This window comes from Arthrobacter sp. GQ119 (genome assembly GCF_059759125.1).
Map to the genome: position 1 here is coordinate 43,245 of NZ_JCAXEA010000009.1, position 23,804 is coordinate 67,048.

At 66.1% G+C, this 23,804-nt stretch carries 19 protein-coding genes; 13 read left to right on the forward strand and 6 right to left on the reverse strand.

The window, feature by feature from the left end:
* The first annotated feature begins 46 nt into the window (after positions 1-46).
* Positions 47-1,360 (forward strand): MFS transporter, encoded by a 1,314-nt coding sequence (locus tag AC6CH3_RS10095; protein ID WP_498132316.1) that lies wholly within the window; start codon positions 47-49, stop codon positions 1,358-1,360.
* Here the strand turns inward: AC6CH3_RS10095 and AC6CH3_RS10100 are convergent.
* Positions 1,340-3,751, reverse strand: a complete 2,412-nt coding sequence (locus tag AC6CH3_RS10100) for a phosphoketolase family protein (protein ID WP_498132317.1) — start codon at positions 3,749-3,751, stop codon at positions 1,340-1,342. The genes AC6CH3_RS10095 and AC6CH3_RS10100 overlap by 21 nt on opposite strands.
* Before the next feature lie 220 nt (positions 3,752-3,971).
* On the opposite strand from AC6CH3_RS10100, the gene AC6CH3_RS10105 reads away from it, so the two are divergent.
* From AC6CH3_RS10105 to AC6CH3_RS10120, 4 genes are all read left to right on the forward strand, one after another.
* Entirely contained in the window at positions 3,972-4,478 is a 507-nt protein-coding gene (locus AC6CH3_RS10105; RefSeq protein WP_498132318.1) for an HAD domain-containing protein, read from the forward strand.
* Between the two features lie 154 nt (positions 4,479-4,632).
* Positions 4,633-5,865 carry an inorganic phosphate transporter gene (locus AC6CH3_RS10110; protein WP_494036651.1) on the forward strand — a complete coding sequence of 411 codons (1,233 nt, stop codon included), beginning with the start codon at positions 4,633-4,635 and terminating at the stop codon, positions 5,863-5,865.
* Complete coding sequence (locus tag AC6CH3_RS10115; RefSeq protein WP_498132319.1) at positions 5,862-6,083, forward strand: hypothetical protein; 222 nt, start codon at positions 5,862-5,864, stop codon at positions 6,081-6,083. Before AC6CH3_RS10110 ends, AC6CH3_RS10115 begins: the two co-directional genes overlap by 4 nt.
* 62 nt (positions 6,084-6,145) lie before the next feature.
* Positions 6,146-6,721 carry a dihydrofolate reductase family protein gene (locus tag AC6CH3_RS10120; protein ID WP_498132320.1) on the forward strand — a complete coding sequence of 192 codons (576 nt, stop codon included), beginning with the start codon at positions 6,146-6,148 and terminating at the stop codon, positions 6,719-6,721.
* Between the two features lie 12 nt (positions 6,722-6,733).
* Here the strand turns inward: AC6CH3_RS10120 and AC6CH3_RS10125 are convergent, their stop codons facing one another.
* Entirely contained in the window at positions 6,734-7,279 is a 546-nt protein-coding gene (locus tag AC6CH3_RS10125) for a hotdog fold thioesterase (RefSeq protein ID WP_498132321.1), read from the reverse strand.
* A gap of 178 nt (positions 7,280-7,457) precedes the next feature.
* Between AC6CH3_RS10125 and polA the strand changes: the two genes are divergently transcribed.
* The 3 genes from polA (at position 7,458) to rpsA (ending at position 13,186) form a co-directional block, all read left to right on the forward strand.
* A complete protein-coding gene (polA, locus tag AC6CH3_RS10130) occupies positions 7,458-10,097 on the forward strand; it encodes a DNA polymerase I (protein WP_498132416.1) in 2,640 nt (879 codons plus the stop codon).
* A gap of 93 nt (positions 10,098-10,190) precedes the next feature.
* Entirely contained in the window at positions 10,191-11,480 is a 1,290-nt protein-coding gene (locus AC6CH3_RS10135) for a GNAT family N-acetyltransferase (RefSeq protein ID WP_498132322.1), read from the forward strand.
* Positions 11,481-11,710: 230 nt separating this feature from the next.
* Positions 11,711-13,186 carry a 30S ribosomal protein S1 gene (rpsA, locus tag AC6CH3_RS10140; protein ID WP_018773018.1) on the forward strand — a complete coding sequence of 492 codons (1,476 nt, stop codon included), beginning with the start codon at positions 11,711-11,713 and terminating at the stop codon, positions 13,184-13,186.
* Positions 13,187-13,270: 84 nt separating this feature from the next.
* Here the strand turns inward: rpsA and AC6CH3_RS10145 are convergent, their stop codons facing one another.
* Together AC6CH3_RS10145 and AC6CH3_RS10150 are read right to left on the reverse strand one after the other, a co-directional pair.
* The gene (locus AC6CH3_RS10145; protein ID WP_498132323.1) at positions 13,271-13,837 is read right to left on the reverse strand and encodes a type 1 glutamine amidotransferase domain-containing protein; all 567 of its coding nucleotides are present in this window, start codon (positions 13,835-13,837) and stop codon (positions 13,271-13,273) included.
* Between the two features lie 205 nt (positions 13,838-14,042).
* The gene (locus AC6CH3_RS10150; protein ID WP_498132324.1) at positions 14,043-14,735 is read right to left on the reverse strand and encodes an IMPACT family protein; all 693 of its coding nucleotides are present in this window, start codon (positions 14,733-14,735) and stop codon (positions 14,043-14,045) included.
* 186 nt (positions 14,736-14,921) lie between these two features.
* Here AC6CH3_RS10150 and coaE point away from each other — a divergent pair, with 186 nt between their 5' ends.
* From coaE to AC6CH3_RS10170, 4 genes are all read left to right on the forward strand, one after another.
* Positions 14,922-16,160: a dephospho-CoA kinase gene (gene coaE / locus AC6CH3_RS10155; protein ID WP_498132325.1), complete on the forward strand. Its 1,239-nt coding sequence runs from the start codon at positions 14,922-14,924 to the stop codon at positions 16,158-16,160.
* Complete coding sequence (gene uvrB / locus AC6CH3_RS10160) at positions 16,157-18,256, forward strand: excinuclease ABC subunit UvrB (protein WP_498132326.1); 2,100 nt, start codon at positions 16,157-16,159, stop codon at positions 18,254-18,256. The genes coaE and uvrB overlap by 4 nt, the downstream gene beginning before the upstream one ends.
* Before the next feature lie 304 nt (positions 18,257-18,560).
* On the forward strand, positions 18,561-19,598 hold the full coding sequence (locus AC6CH3_RS10165; protein ID WP_498132327.1) for a TerC family protein: 1,038 nt from the start codon (positions 18,561-18,563) through the stop codon (positions 19,596-19,598).
* A 141-nt stretch (positions 19,599-19,739) separates the two neighbouring features.
* A complete protein-coding gene (locus tag AC6CH3_RS10170) occupies positions 19,740-21,089 on the forward strand; it encodes an MFS transporter (RefSeq protein WP_498132328.1) in 1,350 nt (449 codons plus the stop codon).
* Here the strand turns inward: AC6CH3_RS10170 and AC6CH3_RS10175 are convergent.
* Complete coding sequence (locus AC6CH3_RS10175; protein ID WP_498132417.1) at positions 21,075-22,358, reverse strand: alpha/beta fold hydrolase; 1,284 nt, start codon at positions 22,356-22,358, stop codon at positions 21,075-21,077. The genes AC6CH3_RS10170 and AC6CH3_RS10175 overlap by 15 nt on opposite strands.
* 55 nt (positions 22,359-22,413) lie before the next feature.
* A complete protein-coding gene (locus AC6CH3_RS10180) occupies positions 22,414-22,914 on the reverse strand; it encodes a GNAT family N-acetyltransferase (protein WP_498132329.1) in 501 nt (166 codons plus the stop codon).
* A gap of 74 nt (positions 22,915-22,988) precedes the next feature.
* Between AC6CH3_RS10180 and AC6CH3_RS10185 the strand changes: the two genes are divergently transcribed.
* The gene (locus AC6CH3_RS10185; RefSeq protein ID WP_498132330.1) at positions 22,989-23,801 is read left to right on the forward strand and encodes a 4'-phosphopantetheinyl transferase family protein; all 813 of its coding nucleotides are present in this window, start codon (positions 22,989-22,991) and stop codon (positions 23,799-23,801) included.
* The last annotated feature ends 3 nt before the right edge of the window (positions 23,802-23,804 follow it).

Consider the following 23,804-nt stretch of genomic DNA (forward strand, 5'->3'; position numbering starts at 1 on the left):
CAGACCCTACCAGCACAAGTGGCCTAAGCCGGGGGACACATTGGCCATGGTAAGTCTCGGAGGAATCCACGGAGAAGGTCTTGTAGCGAATGCCGCGGTGCCGTTCCTCGCGGTCGTCATGCGGGATGACTTCGGCATGAGTACGATGGCGGTCGGGATCGTGCTTGGCGCGCGCACTTTTGCACAACAGGGGTTGTTCCTTTTGGGTGGCGCGCTTGTCGACCTATGGGGAGCACGGCAATCGATGATCGCGGGTTGTTTAGTACGGGTCATGGGCTTTCTGCTTCTGGTTTGGGCCTCGGACTTCCCGCTGTTCCTGCTCGGCGCAGTGGTCACGGGCATGGGTGGTGCACTGTTTGCGCCTGGCACGCGGAGTCTCGTTGCCTCCGCCGCCGAGCGGCGCGCCAGGGTGCAGGAAGGCACCACACGGGACGATGCCACGCACCCCGGTGCCGCACGGAAAAACCAGGGATCTTCGCTCTTTGCCTTGCTGGTGGTCTGCAGTGAGGTGGGTGCTGTTGTGGGTCCGCTTTTGGGAGCGCTTCTACTGAAGACAGGCTTTGATACTGCGCTGCTTGCGGGGGCGGGAGTCTTTGCCATAATGGCAGCCGTCTTCTTCTGCTTCCTGCCAAAACCGCAGCCAAAACAGCGGCCCGAAGCCCCCGCAACCTCAACCGAAATGTCGGCATCCCCGCCGGCATCGGGCCTTTGGTCCTGCCTTAGGGAGAAAAAGTTCATCGGGTTCGTTGCCTTCTACAGCGTCAACCTCCTGGCGGCCAACCAGCTGTTTTTCGGGCTGCCGGTGGAACTGGAACGCAGCGGTGCAGGAGTCAGTGCATTGGCTGTCGTCTTTGCCTACGCCTCCGTTCTGACCATCACCCTTCAGTGGCCCATAGCCCGGCTCATGCGCAAAGCCGGACCGGAAATCGCACTTCCCCTTGGCTTTGCCCTGCAGGCCCTGGGCTTCGCTTCCCTCGGGGCGTTGGCGGTCTTCCCTTCGCCAAGCGGCCTCCCTGTGTTGCCGGCCCTTGTGCTGGTAACCGGTCTTGCCCTCGGGAACATGTGCGTGATGCCCATGGCGATGGGCCTGGTAATGGAGTTTGCCGCCGGACGTCCCACCGGCGTGTATTACGGCTTGCTCGCCAGTGCCGGAGGGCTCGCGGTCGTCATCGGCAACGTCGCCCTGGCTCCGCTCTATGAGCTCGCCTACGTTCCGGGAACCACTGCACTCGCTCCCTGGCTCCTTATGTCCCTGCTCGGGGCGGTGACGGCAACATTCATTGGTCGCTTCGTCCCCAACAATGCCCGCAAAGCCCGCAGCCAGTCTGACTCTCCACGCCTACTCGGGCGAGGCCGGTGACGTCCAGATCCAGTCACGGATTTCGGGGAGGTCCTCGAAATGCTCACGGATGTATACGGCGTGGGCTTCCAGCTGCCGGTTGCACAGCTCCGCCAGGTCATCCGCCCCGGACAGCCGGCGCGGCATGCGCCGCAGTGCTTCAAGAGTCAGGTGATAGCGGCTCATCCGGTTCAGCACGACCATGTCGAAGGGCGTGGTGGTGGTTCCCTGCTGGCTGTACCCGCGCACATGGAAACGTTCCGGGTTGGGCCGCCCGTGCAGCAACTGGTGGAAGGAGCGGGCATAACCGTGCCAGGCCACGACCACATCGCAGTCTTCCGTAAAAAGGGAGCTGAACGTGCCGTCGTCGAGGCCGTGCGGATGCGTGTTCCAGGGCGGCAGGACCATGGCGTCCATGATGTTGACCACGCGGACACGGGCCCCGGGGACGTGGCGCTGCAGGAGCCACGCAGCCGCCAGCGTCTCCTCGGTGGGGATGTCGCCGGCGCTGGCAAGAACGATGTCCGGGTCAGCCGTGCTCTCCGGCCGCTCGTTGCCTGCCCAGCCCCAGACCGAGGCCCCTGCCTCGGCGTGCTCGCGGGCTTCGTCCAGTGTGAGGTATTGCGGATGTGGCTGCTTGTCCACCACCACAAGGTTGACGTAGTCCGTGCTGAGCAGGGCATGTTCGGCCGTGGCCAGCAGGGTGTTGGTGTCCGGCGGGAGGTAGATGCGCGTCACCTCGCCGGAGAGGGAGAGCACTGTATCTATGAGGCCGGGTCCCTGATGGCTGAAACCGTTGTGGTCGTTGCGCCAGCAGGTGGACGTCAGCAGGATGTTGAGGCTCGGAATGGGGGAGCGCCAGTCGAGTTCGCGCGCGTGCTGGAGCCATTTGGCGTGCTGGACGGTCATGGAGGCGCTGATCATGGCGAAGGCTTCGTAACTGGCGAAGAAACCGTGCCTGCCGCTGAGCACGTACCCCTCGAGCCAGCCCTGGCACAGGTGCTCGGAGAGCACCTCCATCACGCGGCCATCGGCGGAGACGTGATCACTGGACGCCGCGGCGTCGCCGCCGCCGGGCGGGAGCAGCAGGCAGCGGTCGCTCGCCTCGAAGACGGCTCCCAGGCGGTTGCTGTTGGTTTCGTCCGGGCAGAAGAGGCGGAAGCGCGGGTCTTCCTCCGTGTTCCGGTAGAGGTCGCGGAACAGTTCGCCGAGCGGCTTGGTGGTTTCGCTGCTCGTGGAGCCACGCTCGCCGGGATCCACGGCGTACCGCGTCAGTTCCGGGATCTCCAGCGGTACGGACGGGCGTCCGTTCGCGGCCGGCAAGGACCCCATGCGCAGCGTGCCCTCGGGCGCCAGGGCGGCCAGTTCGGGAACCAGCCGGCCATCGGCGTCGAACAGTGTCTCGGGTTCATAGGAACGCATCCACTGCTCAAGTAAGGCGAGGTGCTCCGGGTTGTCCTTGACCCCTGACAGCGGCACCTGGTGGGAACGGAACGTTCCCTCCACCGGACTGCCGTCCACGGATTCCGGGCCGGTCCAGCCCTTGGGTGTCCGCAGGATGATGGCCGGCCAGCGGGCGGCACCGGTCACGCCGTTGCTGCGGGCGGCCTCCTGCAGCCCGCGGATATCGGCATATGCGCGGTCCACGGCGGAGGCCAGTTCCCGGTGGACCCGTTCGGGATCGTCGCCCGAGACCGTGACGGGATCCCAGCCGTGGGCATGCAGCAGCGCCTCCACGTCCTCGTCAGAGCGGCGGCCCAACACGGTGGGACCGGAGATCTTGTGCCCGTTGAGGTGGAGGATCGGCAGGACGGCGCCGTCCCTGGCCGGGTTGAGGAAGAAGGGCGCGTCCCATGACGCTGCGAGCGGCCCGGTTTCGGCTTCTCCGTCGCCCACAACGCAGGCGGCTACCAGTCCGGGGTTGTCCATGACCGCCCCGGTGGCGTGCATGAGGGAGTAGCCGAGTTCGCCGCCCTCGTGGATCGACCCGGGGGTGGCCGGACCCACGTGACTTCCGATCCCGCCGGGCGTCGAAAACTGGCGCGCAAGACGCCGCAGCCCCGCTGTGTCCTGGCTGACTTCCGGGTACACCTCCGAATACGTGCCTTCGAGGTACACGTTCGCCACCACGGCCGGCCCGCCGTGCCCTGGGCCGGCAAGGAAAAGGACCTCCGCGCCGGTGCGCCTGATCAGACGGTTGAGATGCACGTAGATCAGGGACAGCCCGGGGCCTGTTCCCCAGTGGCCGAGCAGCCGTGGTTTGATGTGGTCAGCCCTCAGCGGCTCCCGGAGCAGCGGGTTCTCCTGGAGGTAGATCTGGGCCACCGTGAGGTAGTTGGCGGCGTTCCAATACCGGTGCAGCAGGTCAAGTTCTTCGGTGGGAATGGCTTCGGCTGCCTCGGTGTCGCCCATGCCTGCCTCTCGTCGGATCTGCTCCAGCGCTGACGGCCACAGTCTATCCTCCGGAGTTTTAGGACCTTGGATCCCCGTGGGAGGCTGCATGTCGAGGGGCATCCCCTTGCCCGGCATCACATCGGTTCCATAACGTTGGAACCAGGGCCGGGGGCGGCCGAAGAGCCGGGACTGGCTGGGCGGGTTCCTTGGCCTGCCGCCGCAGTGGAAGGACCATGCCGTGGGAAACGCGTCACTCTATCTGGACGTCGACGGCGTGGTGTGCCCGTTTGGCGCGGCCGGACAGACGCCGTGGGGTTCGGCCTGGAGGTATGCGTACACCGGCATGCTTGAGGTGGCCTATGCGGCGGAATTGATCGATGAACTCAACGGGCTGGCGCCGACACCGGGCCTGCGTTGCGTCTGGCTGACCAGCTGGGAGGAACTGGCGCCCGCGGTGCTGTGCCCCGCAACCGGGCTCGACGGCGGAGGCTGGCCGGTGCTGACCGCGGACGGCGCGGGCAGTGGAGCGGACTGGTGGAAGCTGGAGGCCATCCAGGCCGACGTTGAGTTCAGCCGCCCCGAGCGGATCATCTGGGTGGACGACCAGCTTGCCTTCGAAGGCCGGGCACAGTCCTGGGCCAGGATCCTGCGCGGGCGTGCGCTGTTGGTCTCGCCCGATCCGAGGCGGGGGCTGTCCCCCGGGGAGCTTGAAGCCATCCGGACGTTCATGGAAGACCGGGTTTGATCTGAAGTGCGTGGCGCGTACGATCTATAGGGTTTCAAACCCGTTTCTGCAGCCACTGCAAGTCCCATCACATGAACAGCCGGTGAACTCTGTGCTTTGCAGGCGTCCGGGGAAGTGGAACTGCTGATCATCGACTCTGCAGATTGGGCAACAGGTGGATATCACCTTAATGGTGGCGCTGGTCATAGCACTGGCCTTATTTTTCGACTTCACCAATGGATTTCATGACACCGCGAACGCGATGGCCACGCCCATCGCCACCGGTGCCATCAAACCCAAGACGGCAGTTGCACTCGCAGCCGTCCTGAACCTGGTGGGCGCGTTCCTGTCCACGGAAGTGGCCAAGACGGTTTCCGGCGGCATCATCCGTGAGGGAAACGACGGCATCCAGATCACGCCGGACATCATCTTCGCCGGCCTCATGGGCGCGATCCTTTGGAACATGATCACCTGGCTGAAGGGCCTGCCGTCCAGCTCGTCGCACGCCCTCTTCGGCGGGCTCATCGGAGCCGCTGTGGCCGGCATCGGATTCCACTCCATCAATCTGGAGTCCCTGATGCAAAAGGTCATCCTGCCGGCGATCTTCGCCCCGCTCATCGCCGGGATCGTGGCCTACATCTGCACCCGCGTGGCCTACGCGCTCACCTCCCGGCACGATCCCGAGACCGGCAGCAAGCTCACGCAGAAACGCGGCGGCTTCCGGACCGGCCAGATCTTCACATCCAGCCTCGTGGCGCTGGCGCACGGCACCAACGACGCCCAGAAGACCATGGGCATCATCACGCTCGTGCTGATCGCCGCCGGAACGCAGGAGCCGGGTTCAGGGCCGGTGTTCTGGGTCATCGCGGCTTGCGCGTTCGCCATCGCCATCGGAACCTACGCAGGCGGCTGGCGGATCATCAGGACCATGGGCGCTGGCCTTACTGAGGTCAAGCCCGCGCAGGGCTTCGCTGCCGAATCCAGCACCGCTTCCGCCATTCTCGCCTCCTCGCACCTTGGCTTCGCCCTCTCCACCACGCAGGTGGCGTCCGGTTCCGTGATCGGTTCGGGCATGGGCCGCAAGGGGACAACCGTCCGTTGGGGCATGGTAGGGCGCATCGCGCTTGGCTGGCTCTTCACCCTGCCCGCAGCGGGCGTTGTCGGCGCACTCACCGCGATCCTCGTCAAGACAGGCACCGTGGGCGTGGTGATCGCCGCCGTCGCCGGAACCGGAGCAGTGCTCTACATGTTCCTGGTCTCACGCAAGTCCGCAGTTGGGCATCACAACGCTGTGGAGGTCGAAGAAGCGGGGCAGGCCGTCCGCTTCGCCAAGAAGAAAGCCCTCGCCCGGGCCGCACGCGCGGCCGAGCGCGCCAAGGCGAACAATCCGAAGGATACGCAGCGATGAAGTGGTTGGAACTCCTCACCGTAGCTGGTGCCACGCTGACCGCAGCCGTAACCGTTGTGGTCCTGTATTCCCTGGGCGTCCGCCTCACCGCCATCGCCGGAGACAGCCAGACTGCCGCCCCCGTATGGGTCCGCTACTTCGCCTACATCTGCTTCGGCCTTTGCGGCGTGGCAGTGCTGTTCGGGCTTTACCTGATCATTCCCTACTTCAGCGGATAGCGGGCCAGCGGCCGGCGTCCGCCGCTCTGGGAACCTCGCACGGGACTCGCTAGGCTGGGCCCATGTCCAGTGTCCAGTACTACGTGGCGTCTTCCCTCGACGGGTTCATCGCCACGGCTGATGATGACCTTGCCTGGCTGCTGCAGTTCGACGGCTTCGAAGGCGGGAAAGAAAGCTACGACTCCTTCATGGCCGGCGTGGGCTGCATCGTGATGGGCGGCGCAACCTACCAGTGGCTCATGGACCACGAGCCGGGCAACTGGCCTTACGCCGACATGCCCTGCTGGGTGTTCACGCACCACGAATTCAGCGCCCCGCCGGGTGCGGACATCACGTTCGTCCGCGGTGACGTCGCCGAGTTCGCTGACGACTTCACCGGCGACGCCGCAGGCAAAAACGTCTGGGTGGTCGGAGGAGGCGAACTCGCCGCCCAGTTCGCCGACGCAGGCCTGCTGGATGAGCTGATCGTCTCGATCATCCCCGTCGTGCTCGGACGGGGAAAGCGGCTGCTGCCGCTGAAAAGTCCGACGCCGCCGCTTGAGTTGGTGGATTCCCGCACCCAGGGGCGGGGGATCGTGGAGTTGCGGTACCGCTTCGCGGCAGGGCCAGCCGCAGGGCAGGCCCCAGGGCAAGGCTAGACGCCGGAGCAGCTACGCGCCGGTGTCCCGGATCAGGTTGGTGAGGCGGGCGGTGGAGAGCCGGCGGCCCTGCTCATCTGTCATGACAATCTCGTGGGTGGTCAGCGTGCGGCCCAAGTGGATGGCCGTGCAGGTGCCCGTCACGGTGCCTGACGCGATGGCCCGGTGATGCGTCGCCCCCACTTCGATGCCCAGTGCCTGCCGGCCCGGCCCCGCATGCATCCCGGCCGCGAATGATCCCAGGGTCTCGGCCAGCACCACGTGGGCGCCGCCATGGAGGATTCCCGCCACCTGGGTGTTCCCCTCCACCGGCATCGTGGCCACCGTCCGTTCGGGGCTCATCTCCAGGAAACGGATGCCCATCTTCACCACGAGGGCACCGATTCCGTACCCGCCAAGCCAGTCGTGGAGGTGTTCTGGCACACCGGCGGCAAAGAGCTCTTCCCTGAACTGGGCCTCGACGGAGGGAACCTCCCCGGCAGGGCGCGCTGCTTCCGCCGGCCCGCGATCCCCGGCCGGTTCCCCGTCAGGGCTGCCGAGAGTGAAATTGTCCATCATGGCAACTAGGCTGGCACCTGTGAGTGAAACAACCAAACCGGCCCCCTTCCCGTCCACAACCGAGACCCTTCAGGACATCGCGGTGTCCTCGCCTGCCGGCCCGTCGGTGTCGGCAACCGAGGCCCCCGTCATTCCCCTGACGGACCAGCCCCGGCTTCTGGTGCTGGACGGGCACTCCATGGCCTTCCGGGCTTTCTTTGCCCTCCCGGCTGACAAGTTCTCCACCGCCCGGGGCCAGCACACGAATGCGATCCATGGGTTTACATCCATGCTCATCAACCTGATCAAGGAACAAAAGCCCACGCACATCGCAGTGGCTTTCGACGTGTCGGATGACACCACTCACCGCAAGGCCGAGTACAGCGAGTACAAGGGCGGCCGCAATGAGACTCCCCGGGAGATGAGCGGCCAGATCGACCTCATCGACCAGGTGATGGGCGCGTGGGGCATCAAGACCATCAAGATGCCCGGCTACGAAGCGGACGACATCCTGGCCACGCTGGCAGCAATGGGTGAAAAGGCCGGCTACGAAGTCCTGCTCGTATCGGGTGACCGGGACGCCTTCCAGCTCATCACGGACAACGTTTTCGTGCTGTATCCCCGGAAGGGCGTCAGCGACATCCCGCGCATGGACGCTGCCGCCGTCCAGGAAAAGTACTTTGTCTCGCCCGCCCAGTATTCGGATCTCGCCGCCCTGGTGGGGGAGACCGCGGACAACCTCCCCGGGGTTCCCGGCGTCGGACCCAAGACGGCTGCGAAGTGGATCAACCTCTATGGTGGACTCGAAGGCGTGCTGGAACACCTCGATGCCATCGGCGGGAAGGTGGGCGACGCGCTGCGGGCCAACGTTGAGGCGGTGAAGCGCAACCGCAAGCTGAACAGGCTGCACACAGACCTCGACCTTCCCGTGACGCTGGACGAACTGGCGGATCCGCGGCCAAACCAGGAAGCGCTCGAGGAGCTCTTCGACACCCTCGAGTTCAAGACCATCCGCACGCGGCTCTTTGACCTGTACGCCAGCGAGGCCCCGGAAGCGGAACGCGAGCCCCTGGAGAGCCGGGACTTCGCCAGGCTGACCGACGCGGACGCGCTCCGGTCCTTCCTGGAGGCAGGGGCCGGCCAGCGGTCCGCCCTCGCCGTCGACGTCCTGCCCGGCCGGATCGGCGAGGACGCCGACGCCGTTGCGATCGTGCGCGATGACGCCGCCGCCTACGTCGACCTCACCTCGCTGGACGCCGACGCTGAGAACGTCCTGGCGCAGTGGCTCCGGGACGGGGAATCCGCGAAGGTCATGCACGGCTACAAGGCAGCCCTGAAAGCCCTGAATAACCGCGGGCTTGGCCTGGAAGGCGTCGTGGATGACACCTCCATCTCCGGCTACCTCATCCAGCCCGACCGCCGCACCTACGAGCTGGCCGAGCTGGCCCAATACCACCTGAACATCCACGTTTCCCCTGAGGCCGCCAAGGCCGGGCAGCTGGAACTGACGTTCGACGACGACGCCGCAGCGGCGTCGGGGGCGCTGGTCCAGGTCGCCGCCGTCGTCCACAAGCTGAGCCGGTTCTTCGAATCGGAACTGCAGGAACGCAAGGCCGAGGAACTGCTCGCCACACTGGAACTGCCGGTGAGCCGGGTCCTGGCCGACATGGAGCATGCCGGCATCGCCGTCTCCATGGACTTGATGGACGAACAGCTGGCGGACCTGGCCCGGGTGATCGACGATGCGCAGGAACGTGCGTTCGCCGCGATCGGCCACGAGGTCAACCTGGGTTCGCCGAAGCAGCTGCAAACTGTGCTGTTCGACGAGCTGCAGCTGCCCAAGACCAAGAAAATCAAATCGGGCTACACCACAGACGCCGCTTCGCTGAAGAACCTGCTGGAGAAGACGGGCCATGAATTCCTGGTCCAGCTCATGGCGCACCGCGAATCGGCCAAGCTGCGCCAGATGGTGGAGACGCTCAAGAAGTCCGTGGCCGAGGACGGGCGCATCCACACCACGTACGCCCAGAACGTGGCGGCGACGGGGCGCATCTCCTCCAACAACCCCAACCTGCAGAACATCCCGATCCGCAGTGAGGAAGGCCGGCGCGTCCGTGGCATCTTCGTGGTCAGCGACGGGTACGAGTGCCTGCTGTCCGCGGACTACTCGCAGATTGAAATGCGCATCATGGCGCACCTGTCCGGTGACGCGGGGCTGATTGAGGCCTACCGCCAGGGCGAGGACCTGCACCGCTTCGTCGGCTCGTCCATCTTCCACGTGCCGCCGGCAGAGGTCACCAGCGCCATGCGCTCCAAGGTCAAGGCGATGTCCTACGGCCTGGCCTATGGGCTGACCTCCTTCGGCCTGTCCAAGCAGCTGGAAATTTCGGTCGATGAGGCCAGGACCCTCATGAAGAACTACTTTGACCGGTTCGGCGCCGTCCGCGACTACCTCCGGGGCGTGGTGGACCAGGCCAGGATCGACGGTTACACGTCCACCATCGAAGGGCGGCGCCGCTACCTGCCGGATCTCACCAGCACGGACCGGCAGATGCGGGAAAACGCCGAGCGCATCGCGCTTAACTCGCCCATCCAGGGGTCCGCCGCGGACATCATCAAACGCGCGATGCTGGGCGTGCACGCCGAGCTGGCCGCGCAGGGACTCAAGTCGCGCATGCTGTTGCAGGTGCACGATGAACTCGTGCTGGAAGTGGCCAAGGGGGAACGCGAGGCGGTTGAGAAGCTGGTCACCGAGCAGATGGGCTCCGCTGCGCAACTGAGCGTTCCCCTGGACGTGCAGATCGGCGTGGGCACGAGCTGGTACGACGCAGGCCACTAGTACATACAGAATGTGCAGGGCGCCTTATCCGGCGCCCTGCGCATGATTGTCATCCGTGGCCAAATTTCAGTCGGTTCAAAGGGGGAGCAGTACATGGCAGATAGCTATGAGATCAGGCGATTCAGGGTTTCGGACGAAGGCGCGCCCGGGTACACCGAGGGAGCCGACTGGCTACAGGCCGTGGGCTTCGGCTTCCACGACACCCGGCGGAATGACGCATTCGTGGAGAAGATCCTGGCAATGTACCGGGTGGACTGCCGTGAGCTGACGGGCGTCTACCAGACCAGCCAGGTTGCCCCGCATTCCCTGGGCGCCAACGTTCCCGTGGCGACGTTTGGCACCTTGCGAAAGGACCTGAACGTCGGCTACGGCCGCCAGCTCCGGACGCACATGGTGACGGCAGTGACGGTGCGCGGGACCCACCGTCGCCAGGGCCTCCTGCGCCGGATGATGACCGAGGACCTCTCGTCCGCCAAGGCCGACGGGCTGGCCATGGCGGCCCTTACGGCCTCGGAGGGGTCCATCTACGGCCGTTTCGGCTACGGCGTGGCCACCTTCGAGCGGTCCATCAAGGTCGATACCGGCCCGAGGTTCCGACTTCGCCATGCCGCGACAGGGAGAGTGGAAATAGCGGACCGGAAAGTCCTCCTGGACCTGGCGCCGGACGTATTCGAACGCGTGCACCGGCACACCCCGGGGTCCATCGTCCGGCAGGAAGCCTACCGGCAGAAGGTCTCCGGGGCCGTGGGCGATGAAGGCAAAGAGGACGAGGCCATCAAGTGCGCCCTGCACTACGACGCCTCCGGCGCCGTGGACGGCTATGTCTCGTACAAGTTCGCGGGCTGGGACACCAAGCCCTACACAATCGAACTCGTCGACCTCGTGGCCGCCACCCACTCCGCCTACCTGGAGCTGTGGCAGTTCCTCGGCAGCATCGACCTGACCGAGCGGGTCAGCTGGGCTGACGCCCCGGCGGATGACCCGCTCGGGTGGGCGCTGGAAGACCCGCGGTGCATCGACTCCTCCGACCACCGGGACATGCTGTGGCTCCGGATCCTCGACGCAGGCAAGGCTCTGGCAGCCCGGCGCTACTCCGCGGACGGGTCCCTGGTCCTGGGGATCAGCGATTCCCTGGGCTTGGCGGACGGCACCTTCCTCCTCGAGGTCAGCGGCGGCGATGCCCGGGTCACCGAGGCTCCGTCCGGTGTCCAGCCGGAGCTGTCGCTCGACGTCGCCGAACTCGGCTCCATCTACGTCGGCGGTGTGTGTCCGGTGACGCTGGCCTCGGCCGGGCGGATTACCGAGCATGGACCCGGCGCGGCGCTGAAAGCGCGGCACATGTTCGCCGTCGAGCGCGCGCCGCACTGCCTGACCCACTTCTGACCGCATTGGGGCAGGTCACAGGCCCGCAGGGGTAGCCGCGACGCTTTGACCCGGGTTCACGCGAGCGACTAGACTAAACGGGCGTGTACTACGTGCACGCATCTCTAATCCACAAAATCAGGAGGACCCGGCAGATTCTTGCGATCTGCCGCGCTTTGCGCCTGCGTTCCATAACGCTGGGGCGATGGTTTGCCTGACCGACTAACTATCCACAACGGAGCCCCTACTACATGACCATCACCTCCACCGAGAAGCCCGGTACCCCCGTAGTCGCCATTAACGACATCGGTACCGCTGAGGACTTCCTCGCAGCAGTCGACGCCACCATCAAGTACTTCAACGACGGCGACCTCGTCGAAGGTACCGTCGTCAAGGTCGACCGCGACGAAGTTCTGCTCGACATCGGTTACAAGACCGAAGGTGTCATCCCCTCCCGCGAGCTTTCCATCAAGCACGACGTTGACCCCGGAGACGTCGTCTCCGTTGGCGATCAGGTCGAAGCCCTGGTGCTCACCAAGGAAGACAAAGAAGGCCGCCTGATCCTCTCCAAGAAGCGTGCTCAGTACGAGCGCGCCTGGGGCGACATCGAGAAGGTCAAGGAAGAAGACGGTGTTGTCACCGGTACCGTCATCGAGGTTGTCAAGGGTGGTCTTATCCTCGACATCGGTCTGCGCGGCTTCCTGCCGGCGTCCCTCGTCGAGATGCGCCGCGTGCGCGACCTGGCTCCGTACATCGGTCAGCAGATCGAAGCCAAGATCATCGAGCTGGACAAGAACCGCAACAACGTTGTGCTGTCCCGCCGTGCATGGCTCGAGCAGACCCAGTCCGAGGTCCGCTCGACCTTCCTCAACAAGCTGGAAAAGGGCCAGGTCCGTCCCGGCGTCGTTTCCTCCATCGTCAACTTCGGTGCCTTCGTGGACCTGGGCGGCGTAGACGGCCTCGTCCACGTTTCCGAGCTGTCCTGGAAGCACATCGACCACCCGTCCGAGGTTGTCGAAGTTGGCCAGGAAGTCACCGTCGAGGTCCTCGAGGTCGACCTGGACCGCGAGCGCGTCTCCCTGTCGCTCAAGGCTACGCAGGAAGACCCGTGGCAGACCTTCGCCCGCACCCACGCCCTCGGCCAGGTTGTTCCGGGTAAGGTCACCAAGCTGGTTCCGTTCGGTGCGTTCGTCCGCGTCGAAGACGGCATCGAAGGCCTGGTCCACATCTCCGAGCTCGCTGTGCGCCACGTTGAGCTGGCTGAGCAGGTTGTCTCCGTCGGCGACGAGCTGTTCGTCAAGGTCATCGACATCGACCTTGAGCGCCGCCGCATCTCCCTCTCCCTCAAGCAGGCCAACGAGGGCGTCGATGCCGACAGCACCGAATTCGACCCGGCACTCTACGGCATGGCCGCCGAGTACGACGAAGAGGGCAACTACAAGTACCCGGAGGGCTTCGACCCGGAGTCCAACGAGTGGCTTGAAGGCTACGAGAACCAGCGCGCAGCCTGGGAGCAGCAGTACGCTGACGCCCAGACCCGCTGGGAAGCCCACAAGAAGCAGGTTGCCCAGCACGCTGCCGACGACGCTGCAGCTGCAACGTCCGGTGAGAGCGACTCCGGCACCACGAGCTACTCCTCCGAGCCGGCTGCTGCCGAGACCGGTGCAGGCACGCTTGCTTCGGACGAGGCCCTCGCAGCACTGCGCGAGAAGCTGACCGGCAACTAATTGCCGTAAGTACTGACAGCCAGTAAAAAGGTGGCCGTCCCCGGAAGGGGGCGGCCACCTTTTTGGGTTGCTGAACCGGCAGCGTCAGGCGGTCTGGCCCGCGTGTGCCCCTTCGGCGATTTCCTCCAGCACCTTGTCATTGAAGGCCGGGAGGTCGTCCGGCTTCCGGCTGGTCACGAACCCCTGGTCCACTACCACCTGCTCGTCGGTCCAATTGGCACCAGCGTTCCTGAGATCGGTCGCGAGGGTGTGGTACGAGGTGAGGTTCCGGCCCTTGACTACACCGGCGTCGATGAGCAGCCAGGGGCCGTGGCAAATCGCGGCTACGGGCTTGTGCTGCTCGAAGAAGCTCCGCGCAAAGGCCTGGGCGTCTTTGTTCACGCGCAGGTGATCGGCGTTCACGACGCCGCCGGGGATCACCAGGGCGTCGAAATCCGAGGCGCTGGCCTCCGCCAGGGTGAGGTCGACGTCGAACGTGTCCCCTTTCTCGACGCCGTTGAAGCCTTGGAGCTTTCCGCTGACGGGAGCAACGAGGGTGGGCTCGCCACCGGCTTCCTTGACCGCGTTCCAGGGGCTGGTCAGCTCCACCTGCTCCACGCCGTGCGTGAGCAGAAAGGCGACTTTCTTGCCTGCGATGCTGTGTTCCGACATTCGTCCTCCTTCAACGTGGCGCGCCGCCTGAGGTGTGCCGCACGGGCACGGGCCGGCCGGGCGCGCGGTGCTGGCTTACACCTCAACCCTAGGAACCAGGCAACTGATAAGCAACCTGATAATTGGTTTCCTGGTCCGGATATCTGCTCGGGGCAGATCCTTGGTTGGGCACTTCGTTGGGCATCCGCCTCCGGCGCGGCCGCGGTCAGCGGGGGAGCGGCACGTCCACCCAGTCTGTGCCTTCGGGCTCCAGGTCCGCGCTTCCGGACGTCATGGCTGCCAGTCGCTCGGCCGCCTCCGCCAGGACCTCCGGCGAGTCCGGGAAGGCCAGCCGCAGGACGGTCGCCTGCGGCTCGTATCCCGTTGCTGCCATGGCATAGCCGGCGGCGCGGAGATCGTTCTCCAGCCGGCCGGCAGCGGCATGGGGTACCCGGACGGCGCAGAGGCGCAGCCTCCTGCGCTGCACCAGTGGCGCGAGGTCAAGGGCTGCGGACACCGACTCGGAGTACGCCCGCACCAGCCCGCCGGCCCCCAGGAGTATCCCGCCAAAATACCGCACGACGACGGCACTCACGTCACTGAGGTCCGTCACCCCGGAGGCGGTTTCCCGCCGGACCAGGGCCTCCAGCATGGGGATCCCTGCCGTTCCGGAGGGCTCGCCGTCGTCGCTGGAACGCTGGACGCTGCGGTCCGGGCCCAGCACGAACGCTGAACAGTGGTGCCGTGCGTCATGGAATTCGCGCCGCAGGTCCGCCACGAGCGCCCGTGCGGCGTCTTCGCTGTCCGTGCGCCGCAGCACAGTGATGAACCGGGACCGCTTGACCTCCAGCTCATGGCGGAAGTCCGGCCCGGCGGCCAGGGTGGTGAAGGACGACGTCCTGCTCTCTTGCTCGTGCACCGCCCTAGTCTAGTCCGGGCATGGGCCCACGCCGCGAGGTCAGGGGAGCGGTGGATGGGCCCACGCCGCGAGGGTTCCCTGGGCGAGCGGAGCGAGGTCAGGGGAGCGGTGGATGGGCCCACGCCGCGAGGGTTCCCTGGGCGAGCGGAGCGAGGTCAGGGGAGCGGTGGGGACTAGTCTGGGGTTGTGCTGAAGATCGGGTTGACGGGCGGCATCGCCTCAGGGAAGTCCATGGTGGCCGCGCGCCTCAAAGAGCTGGGGGCGGTGCTCGTGGACGCCGACGCCATCGCCCGCGACGTCGTGGAACCGGGCACGCCCGGCCTCGCCGCCGTAGTGCAGGCGTTTGGGGAGGACATCCTCGGCGCGGAGGGCCGGCTGGACCGGGCGCGCCTCGGCGCCGTCGTGTTCCGGGATCCGGAGCGGCGCGCCCAGCTTAACGGCATAGTCCACCCCCTGGTCCGCCGGCACGCCGCCGCGGTGATCGCCGCCGCCCCCACGGACGCCGTCGTGGTCCAGGACATCCCGCTCCTCGTCGAAACCGGCCAACAAAGCAACTTCCACCTCGTCGTGGTGGTGGACGCGGCAGCCGAGGTCCGCGTCCAGCGGATGGTCAAACACCGCGGCATGACGGAGGAGGAGGCCCGCTCCCGGATGGCCGCCCAGGCCGCCCGGGACGTCCGGCTGGCGGCGGCGGATGTTGTCCTGGACAATTCCGGGACTCCGGAGGATCTGCGGTGTGAGGTGGACCGGCTGTGGGAGGACCGGCTCGTGCCGTACGCCGGGAACATCAGCGAAGCCACCGTCGCCGCCCGGAACGGCGGCCCGGTGCTGGTTCCGCACGATCCGGACTGGCGGCGCCAGGCGTCCCTGCTCCTGGACAGGCTGCGGTCCGCTGCTCCCCATGATGTCCTGTCCGTCGATCACATCGGATCCACGGCGGTCCCCGGACTCGACGCCAAGAACGTCATAGACCTCCAGATGGCCGTGGCGGATCTGGAGACGGCCGATCGCATTGCGCCGCTGCTCACTGCCGCCGGGTTCCCTGTGTGGCCGGGCATCCTGCTCGACAGCCCCGCGGCCGGACGCCCCGATCCCGCAGCCTGGTCCAAGCGGCTCCACGGCAATGCAGATCCCGGGCGGCCCGTGAACCTCCACGTCCGCGTTGCCGGCTCCCCGGGATGGCGCTTCGCGCTGGGCTTCCGCGACTGGCTCACCGCGGATCCGGCCGCCCGGGACGCCTACGCGGCGGAAAAGCACCGGGTCGCGGCGCTCCACGCATCGGACACGTCCACGTCCAGGTACTCCCAGGGCAAGGAAGCCTGGTTCATGGAAACCGCCGGGCCTGGCATGGAGCGGTGGGCAGCAAGCAGCGGCTGGCAGCCGCCGTCGTACGCTTCTGCGGGCAGCGGTAGATTAGATACATGAGTCTTGCGCAGGAGATCAACCGCGTCGTCGCGCCCTTTGAGGTCATCAGCGAGTTCAAGCCCGCGGGCGACCAGCCGGCCGCCATCGCCGAGCTCACCGAACGGATCAGGAACGGTGAAAAAGACGTGGTGCTCCTGGGCGCCACCGGTACAGGAAAGAGCGCCACCACGGCGTGGCTCATCGAGCAGGTGCAGCGCCCCACGCTGGTGATGGTCCAGAACAAGACCCTGGCCGCCCAGCTGGCCAACGAGTTCCGGGAACTGCTGCCCAACAATGCGGTGGAATACTTCGTCTCGTACTACGACTACTACCAGCCGGAAGCCTACGTTCCGCAGACGGACACCTTCATCGAGAAGGACTCCTCCGTCAACGAAGAGGTGGAACGGCTCCGGCACTCCGCCACGAATGCGCTGCTGACCCGCCGGGACGTGATCGTCGTGGCCACGGTGTCCTGCATCTACGGTCTCGGCACCCCGGAGGAGTACATCGCCGGCATGGTGACCCTCCGCAGGGGCCAGGAGATGAACCGCGATGACCTCCTGCGGAAGTTCGTGTCCATGCAGTACACCCGCAATGACATGGACTTCCACCGGGGAACCTTCCGCGTCCGCGGCGACACCGTCGAGATCATCCCCATGTACGAGGAACTCGCGCTCAGAATCGAATTCTTCGGCGACGAGGTGGAGAACATCTACACGCTGCATCCGGTCACCGGCGATGTCATCCGCGAGGAAACCGAGATGTACGTCTTTCCGGCGTCCCACTACGTCGCCGGGCCCGAACGCATGTCCCGCGCCATCACCGCCATCGAGAATGAGCTGGCGGAGCGGCTCAGCGTCCTGCAAGGCCAGAACAAGCTCGTCGAGGCCCAGCGCCTGCAGCTGCGCACCAACTACGACCTCGAAATGATGCAGCAGATGGGCTTCTGCAACGGCATCGAGAACTACTCGCGGCACATTGACGGGCGGGCGGGCGGCTCCGCCCCGCACTGCCTCATCGACTACTTCCCGGACGATTTTCTGCTGGTCATCGACGAATCCCACGTCACCGTGCCGCAGATCGGCGCCATGTACGAGGGTGACATGTCGCGCAAACGCACGCTCGTGGACCACGGCTTCCGCCTCCCGTCCGCCATGGACAACCGTCCGCTGAAATGGGACGAGTTCCTGGAGCGGGTGGGCCAGACGGTCTACCTGTCCGCGACGCCCGGAAAGTATGAGCTCGGCAAGGCCGACGGCTATGTGCAGCAGATCATCCGTCCCACCGGCCTGGTGGACCCCGAAGTCGTCGTCAAGCCCACCAAGGGCCAGATCGACGACCTCCTGGGCGAAATCCGTACGCGCGTGGAGAAGGACGAGCGCGTCCTGGTCACCACCCTCACCAAGCGCATGGCCGAAGACCTCACGGACTACCTCCTGGGCCACGGCATCAAGGTGGAGTACCTCCACTCGGATGTTGACACGCTGCGCCGCGTGGAGCTGCTCCGTGAGCTCCGCATGGGCAGCTTCGACGTGCTCGTGGGCATCAACCTCCTCCGTGAGGGCCTCGACCTTCCCGAGGTGTCGCTGGTGAGCATCCTCGACGCGGACAAGGAGGGCTTCCTGCGTTCCTCCACGTCGCTGATCCAGACCATCGGCCGTGCGGCGAGGAACGTGTCCGGCCAGGTGCACATGTACGCTGACCGGATCACCGACTCCATGGCGCATGCCATCGAGGAGACCAACCGCCGCCGCGCCATCCAAGTCGCCTTCAACGAGAAAAACGGGGTTGACCCGCAGCCACTGCGGAAGAAGATCGCGGACATCACGGACCAGCTGGCCCGGGAGGACGCGGACACCCAGGAACTGCTGAACAACAACCGCCTCGCGAAGGGCGCCAAGCGGGGAAAGTCCGCGGCGAAGGGTGCGGCCACCGTGCGGGCGGACGGCCTCGCCGCCGCCCCCGCCGAGGACCTGGTGGGCCTGATCGAGCAGCTGACCGAGCAGATGCATGGCGCGGCGGCCGAACTCCAGTTCGAGGTGGCCGCCCGGATCCGCGACGAAGTCTCGGAGCTGAAAAAGGAACTCCGCCAGATGCAGGCCGCCGGCCACGCCTGACCCGAAGCCTGACCGGAAGCCTGACCGCAAGCCTGGACCGACGCCTGGCCGGAGGGGGTCCGGGCGGTATCCGGATGGTGTCCGAGGATGGAACGTTGCCCTGCTGCGGCACGTTGAGGCGCGGGGAGGCGCCGGCGTCATGTAAAGTTGAGGTCACGTAGGGGAGTATCCCAAGCGCTACGGCCGTCAACACGCAGGGCACAGATGCCTTGCCGGGCGTAGCGGGCAGCCACATCAGCACAAAGTGCACGGGTTCGCCGGAGAGACTTACACCAGTTTTTTGTACCCTGCGAAAGGTATCTCTGTGCAGCTTCCCGTCTGGTTTGAGGTCGGCTCGTTCGTCGCCCTCGGCATCATTCTCCTGCTTGACCTGCTCCTGGTGGTGCGGCGCCCGCACGAACCCTCCATGAAGGAAGCCGGCCTCTGGGTCGCTTTCTATGTGGCTCTTGCCCTGGTCTTCGCCGGTGCCATGTTCATGTTTGCGGGTCCGGAGTACGGCGGGCAGTTCGTCGCCGGCTGGGTGACCGAATACAGCCTGAGCATCGACAATCTCTTCGTTTTCATCATCATCATGGCCCGCTTCTCCGTGCCCCGGAAGTACCAGCAGGAAGTGCTGATGGTGGGTATCGTCATCGCCCTCATCCTGCGCGGCATCTTCATCATGCTCGGAGCGATCGTCATCGAGCAGTTCAGCTGGGTCTTCTACATCTTCGGTGCCTTCCTGCTGTGGACGGCGTGGAAGCAGGCACAGGACGAAGGCGAAGATGAAGAGGACCGCGAAAACCCGATCATCGCCAAGATCCGCACCGTGATCCCCATGTCGGAGAAGTTCGACGGCGGCAAGCTCCGCACCGTGGTCAACGGCAAGAAGGTCTTCACCCCCATGCTGATCGTCTTCGTGACCATCGGCATGACGGACCTGCTGTTCGCCGTGGACTCCATCCCCGCGATCTTCGGCCTCACCCAGAGCGCGTTCATCGTCTTCACGGCGAACATCTTTGCGCTCATGGGCCTGCGCCAGCTCTACTTCCTGCTCGGCGGCCTGATGAACCGCCTCATCTACCTGAAGCACGCGCTCTCCTTCATCCTGGCGTTCATCGGCGTGAAGCTGATCCTGCACGCCATGCACGTCAACGAACTGCCGTTCATCAACGGCGGCCACCACATCGAGTGGGCACCCGAAATCCCCACCTACGTTTCCTTGGCGGTCATCGTGGGCACCATCATCGTGGCCGTGATAGCCAGCCTGGTCAGCTCCAAGGCAAAGCAGGCTCATCTGGACGCCCGCCTCGAGGAGGACGCCCGGAAGAGCCGGGGCGAGGTGGACGCGGACGTCGAGTAGGCGTACTGCCAACAGGCCTTAGGCAGCCCTCCTGGGAACTGCCCACGGGGAACCCCGGTCACTGTGTGGCCGGGGTTCTCCCTTTAAGAAACTTTGCTATGGATCCTCCTCGCACAGCCGGGCCCGGACTATGCTCGGAGGATGGCAACCACTTCCCGGGCGGAGCCGGATGTGCGCCAGGTGCAGCGTCGCACCGTGCTGCTTTTGGGATCCGCGCAGTTGCTCAGCGCCATTGTTACAGGGGCCACCGTATCCATCGGCTCCCTGCTCGCCGTCGACCTGTCCGGTTCCGAGGCGTGGGCAGGATCAGTCGCCACGATGATGACTCTCGCCGCCGCGCTGGCGGCACTGCCGCTGGCCTCACTGGCCGAGCGCCGTGGACGAAGGATCAGCCTGGCCACCGGCCTGGCGGCCGCCCTGGCCGGTGCGCTCCTCATCGTGGTGTCCGTGGTCACCGGCATTTTCGTGTTTCTGGCGATTGGCGCGGCCGGCGTCGGGGTGGGCACGGCCGCCAACCTGCAGGCGCGTTTCGCCGCCGTCGATTTGGCAGACGCCGAACACCGCGGACGTTCCCTGTCCGCCGTCGTCTGGGCCATCACCGTCGGAGCCGTGGCCGGGCCCAACCTGGTCCAGCCCGGCGCGGTGGTGGGCCAGAGCCTGGGGCTGCCGCCCATTGCGGGACCGTTCGTCATCTCCGCCGCCGGGCTGTTGCTCGCCTGCGGCTTGCTCCTGGCCGGCCTGCGCCCCGACCCTCTCATCCTGGCGCGGCAACTTGCCGCACGGGGCCAGCCCGCCGGGGCTGCCACGGGCGGTGCGCCGGTTCCGGCGCTGGCCGGAGGCTCACTCGCGAGGGGCCTCCGGGCGGTCCGTCATGCACCGGCCGCGATCCTGGCTCTGGCCGCCGTCGTCGGTGCCCACGCCATGATGGTGGGCGTCATGTCCATGACCCCGCTCCACCTGCAGGCACTCGTTGCAGGGCCCAACAGTGTCCATGGCAGCCATGCCGCCGGAAGCGATGCGCTGGTCATCATCGGCTTTACCATCTCGCTGCACATCGCCGGGATGTTCGCACTCTCCCCGGTCATGGGCTGGCTGACCGACAAGCTTGGGAGGACCCAGACCATCGCGCTGGGCCTCGCCATTCTCCTGGCCGCTGTTCTGGTGGCCGGCTTCGGCCAAGGGTCGACGACGGCGGTCGCAGTGGGCCTCGTGCTCCTGGGCGTGGGGTGGTCGGCCTCCACCATCGCCGGATCCACACTCCTTGCGGAAAGCGTCAGCCAGCAGGACCGGGTGGCGGTCCAGGGCGTCTCGGACATGCTGATGGGTGCGGCCGGTGCCGTCGGCGGTGCTGTCTCGGGCCTCGTCCTGAGCTGGGTCGGATACCTGGGCCTCAACCTGGCCGGCGGCGTGCTCGGTGCCGCGGTCCTGGCTGTCGCCGTCGTTGCCCTTCTGGCAGGGCGGTCGAAACCGGTCGGATCAGTGCCGGACTGAGCGCACCATGCCCAGCAGGCGGCCGAAGATCGCTTCGCCGTCGTCGGCGATGCCGTCGTGGTGGAAATCAGCAGTTTCCCAAACCTGCAGTCCCCGGACAGCGGCGGCGGTCTCCAGGGACAGGCCGCGCTCCACGTAGATATCGTCTGTGTACACGGCGGCTGCTGCCGGCACGGTGTTGGCTGCCAGCTGAGGCAGGTCATAAAGCGGCTTCCAGTCCGGCTTGGCGGCCAGCAGGTCAGCCACGTCCTTCAGCGGGCGCAGCGCCTGGTCCTGCTCGAAGTACCACGGGTAGACCATCTCGCCGGTCAACAGGAGTTCCGGTGCGTCCGGGCTGAACTCCGGGAACTCCCGGAGGATCCGCCACGCGGCCCAATCGGTGGCCGAGCCCTGGCCGTAAATGGATTCATGCATCAGCGCGTAGAGGGGATTGCCGGCGCGTGAGACCAGAGGCCGGAGCTGCTCGAGGAAGGAATCGGACAGCCGGACACCGCGTGGCGTGTCCACGAAGGCGTCCTCCAAGAGGTTGTGGAGCGCGTCCACCCTGGTGTTTCCGCCCAGGAAGGCGCCCACCATCTGGAACCGCTCCACGGTCAGGCGTTCACCTCCGGGCAGGAATTCATCCGTGCTCCGGAGGTGGCGGGCGATCCGGTCCACGGTATCGCGGTCTTCGGGATACCAGCCAAAGTACTCCGCGTTGCGGGCGGCCACGCGCTTGTAGGTCTCCCGATACACGCGCTCTGCCGATCCGGACAGCGGAGCCAGGCCGCCGGTGATGAGGACCTCCCGCAGCCCCTCGGGCGCGAACGAAAGGTACGTCAATGCGCAGAATCCGCCGTAGCTTTGGCCGTAAATGCTCCAGGGCTCCGAGCCCAGGGCCCGGCGGATCAGCTCCGCGTCGGCCACGATCGAATCAGCCCGGAAATGTTCGAGGTAGCGGGCCTGTGCCTGGGCGTCACCCCTTGCGGGCAGCGTGTTGCGATCGATGGGGGAGGACAAGCCGGTGCCGCGCTGGTCAAGCATGAGGATCCGGAAATCCTTTGCAGCCGCCTTGCTCCAGCCGCCGAGCGACATGAGCCGGTTGCCGCGGCCGCCCGGTCCGCCCTGCAGGTACAGGAGCCACGGCAACGCTTCCGCCGCTGCCTCGCTGTGGTCCGCGGACACGTATTCGCGGGCGAAGACGGTGATGTTCTCGGCCGCGGCGTCCTTGCCGGCGGTCGGGTCGAAATGGTCCAGCGGGACGGTGAAGTGGTGCTCCGCGGTGCGCATCCCGCGGAACTCATGGCGGGCACGGACGGTGTGGACGGCGGCATCCACAGCAGCCTCAGCCACGGGCGCCCGCCCCGCTGCGGGCTCCGAACGCCGCCAGGGCGTCGCCGGTGAGGCGGAAGGTGGACCACTCCTCCATCGGGTTGGCCCCGAGCTTCCGGTAGAAATTGATGGAGGGTTCGTTCCAGTCCAGGACGCTCCACTCAACGCGTGCGTACCCGCGTTCGACGGCGGTGGCCGCCAGATGCTGCAGGAGCGCCCTGCCGTGGCCCTCGCCGCGCGCCTCCGGAGTGACGTAGAGATCCTCAAGGTAGATGCCGTGGACACCTTCCCAGGTCGAGTAGTTCAGGAACCACAGGGCGAATCCCTGGACGTCTCCGGCGTCGTTTTCTGCCATGTGGGCGAACACCCGGGGGTGCTCGCCGAACAGCACCTCGGTCAGCATTTCCGGGGTGTTGCGGACGGCGTCCGGTTCCTTTTCATAGATGGCCAGGTCATGGATCATCTGCAGGATAGCGGGGACATCGGCAGGGGTTGCGGGACGGATTACGCTCATGGATCCGAGCTTACTGCGTTCCGGGGAGGCGGCACGCCCGAAGGATGCCGCTGGCGTATAGGCTATTGAGTCCAATGACCCGTCAAGATTCCAGCAACCCTTCCGGGGCCGGTGTAAACAGGCCAGCCCAGCCAGACCTGCAGCGGATCCGTCTGGCAGCCGTGAGGCTGTCCCGCGTCGACCTTCGCCAGGCCGGGTTCCTGGACGATGCCGAGCGGCGGCTGGCACGGACGTTCGCTTCGCAGGTGCAGCGGGAGAGGTTCCTGGCCGGGCGCATAGCGTTACGGCGCCATGCCGCCGAGGCCGCAGGAGTTGACGTACGGGACCTGCAGGCCGACTACGTCTGCCGGGAGTGCATCAGGGACGACCACGTGCACGGGATGCCGCGGTATCAAACTGGCCCACGGAAGGTGACCGTCCTGGCCAGCCTGAGCCGGGCGGGGGACTGGTGCCTGCTGGCCGCGTCCACGGACGGGCAGGTGCTGGGGGTCGGCGTCGACCTGGAGAGCGGCGGAGCCGCAGGTTTTGCGGGATTTGGACAGGTTGCACTTTCGGCGCGGGAACAGGAAGAACTGCAGAAGGTGGAGCCGGTGCTGCAGCCTGCTTTCCAGACACGCCTGTGGACGCGCAAGGAGGCAGTACTGAAAGCCTTCGGCAGGGGATTGGCCGTCGTCGACCCGGCTCTCGTGGATGTTGCCGGTTCCGTTCCCCTGCTGCCAGGCCATGTGGCGGGAACGGATGGGGCTCTGATGACGGCTGAGCCTCCGGCGGGGCGCCGGAAGGATGGCCGCAATCGCTGGGTGATCGACGCTGTGGATCCGGGTTCAGTGGGGCTGCCTCTTTCATTCACTGCAGCAATAGCACTTGTTTTGAAGCCTCGTAATTAGCTG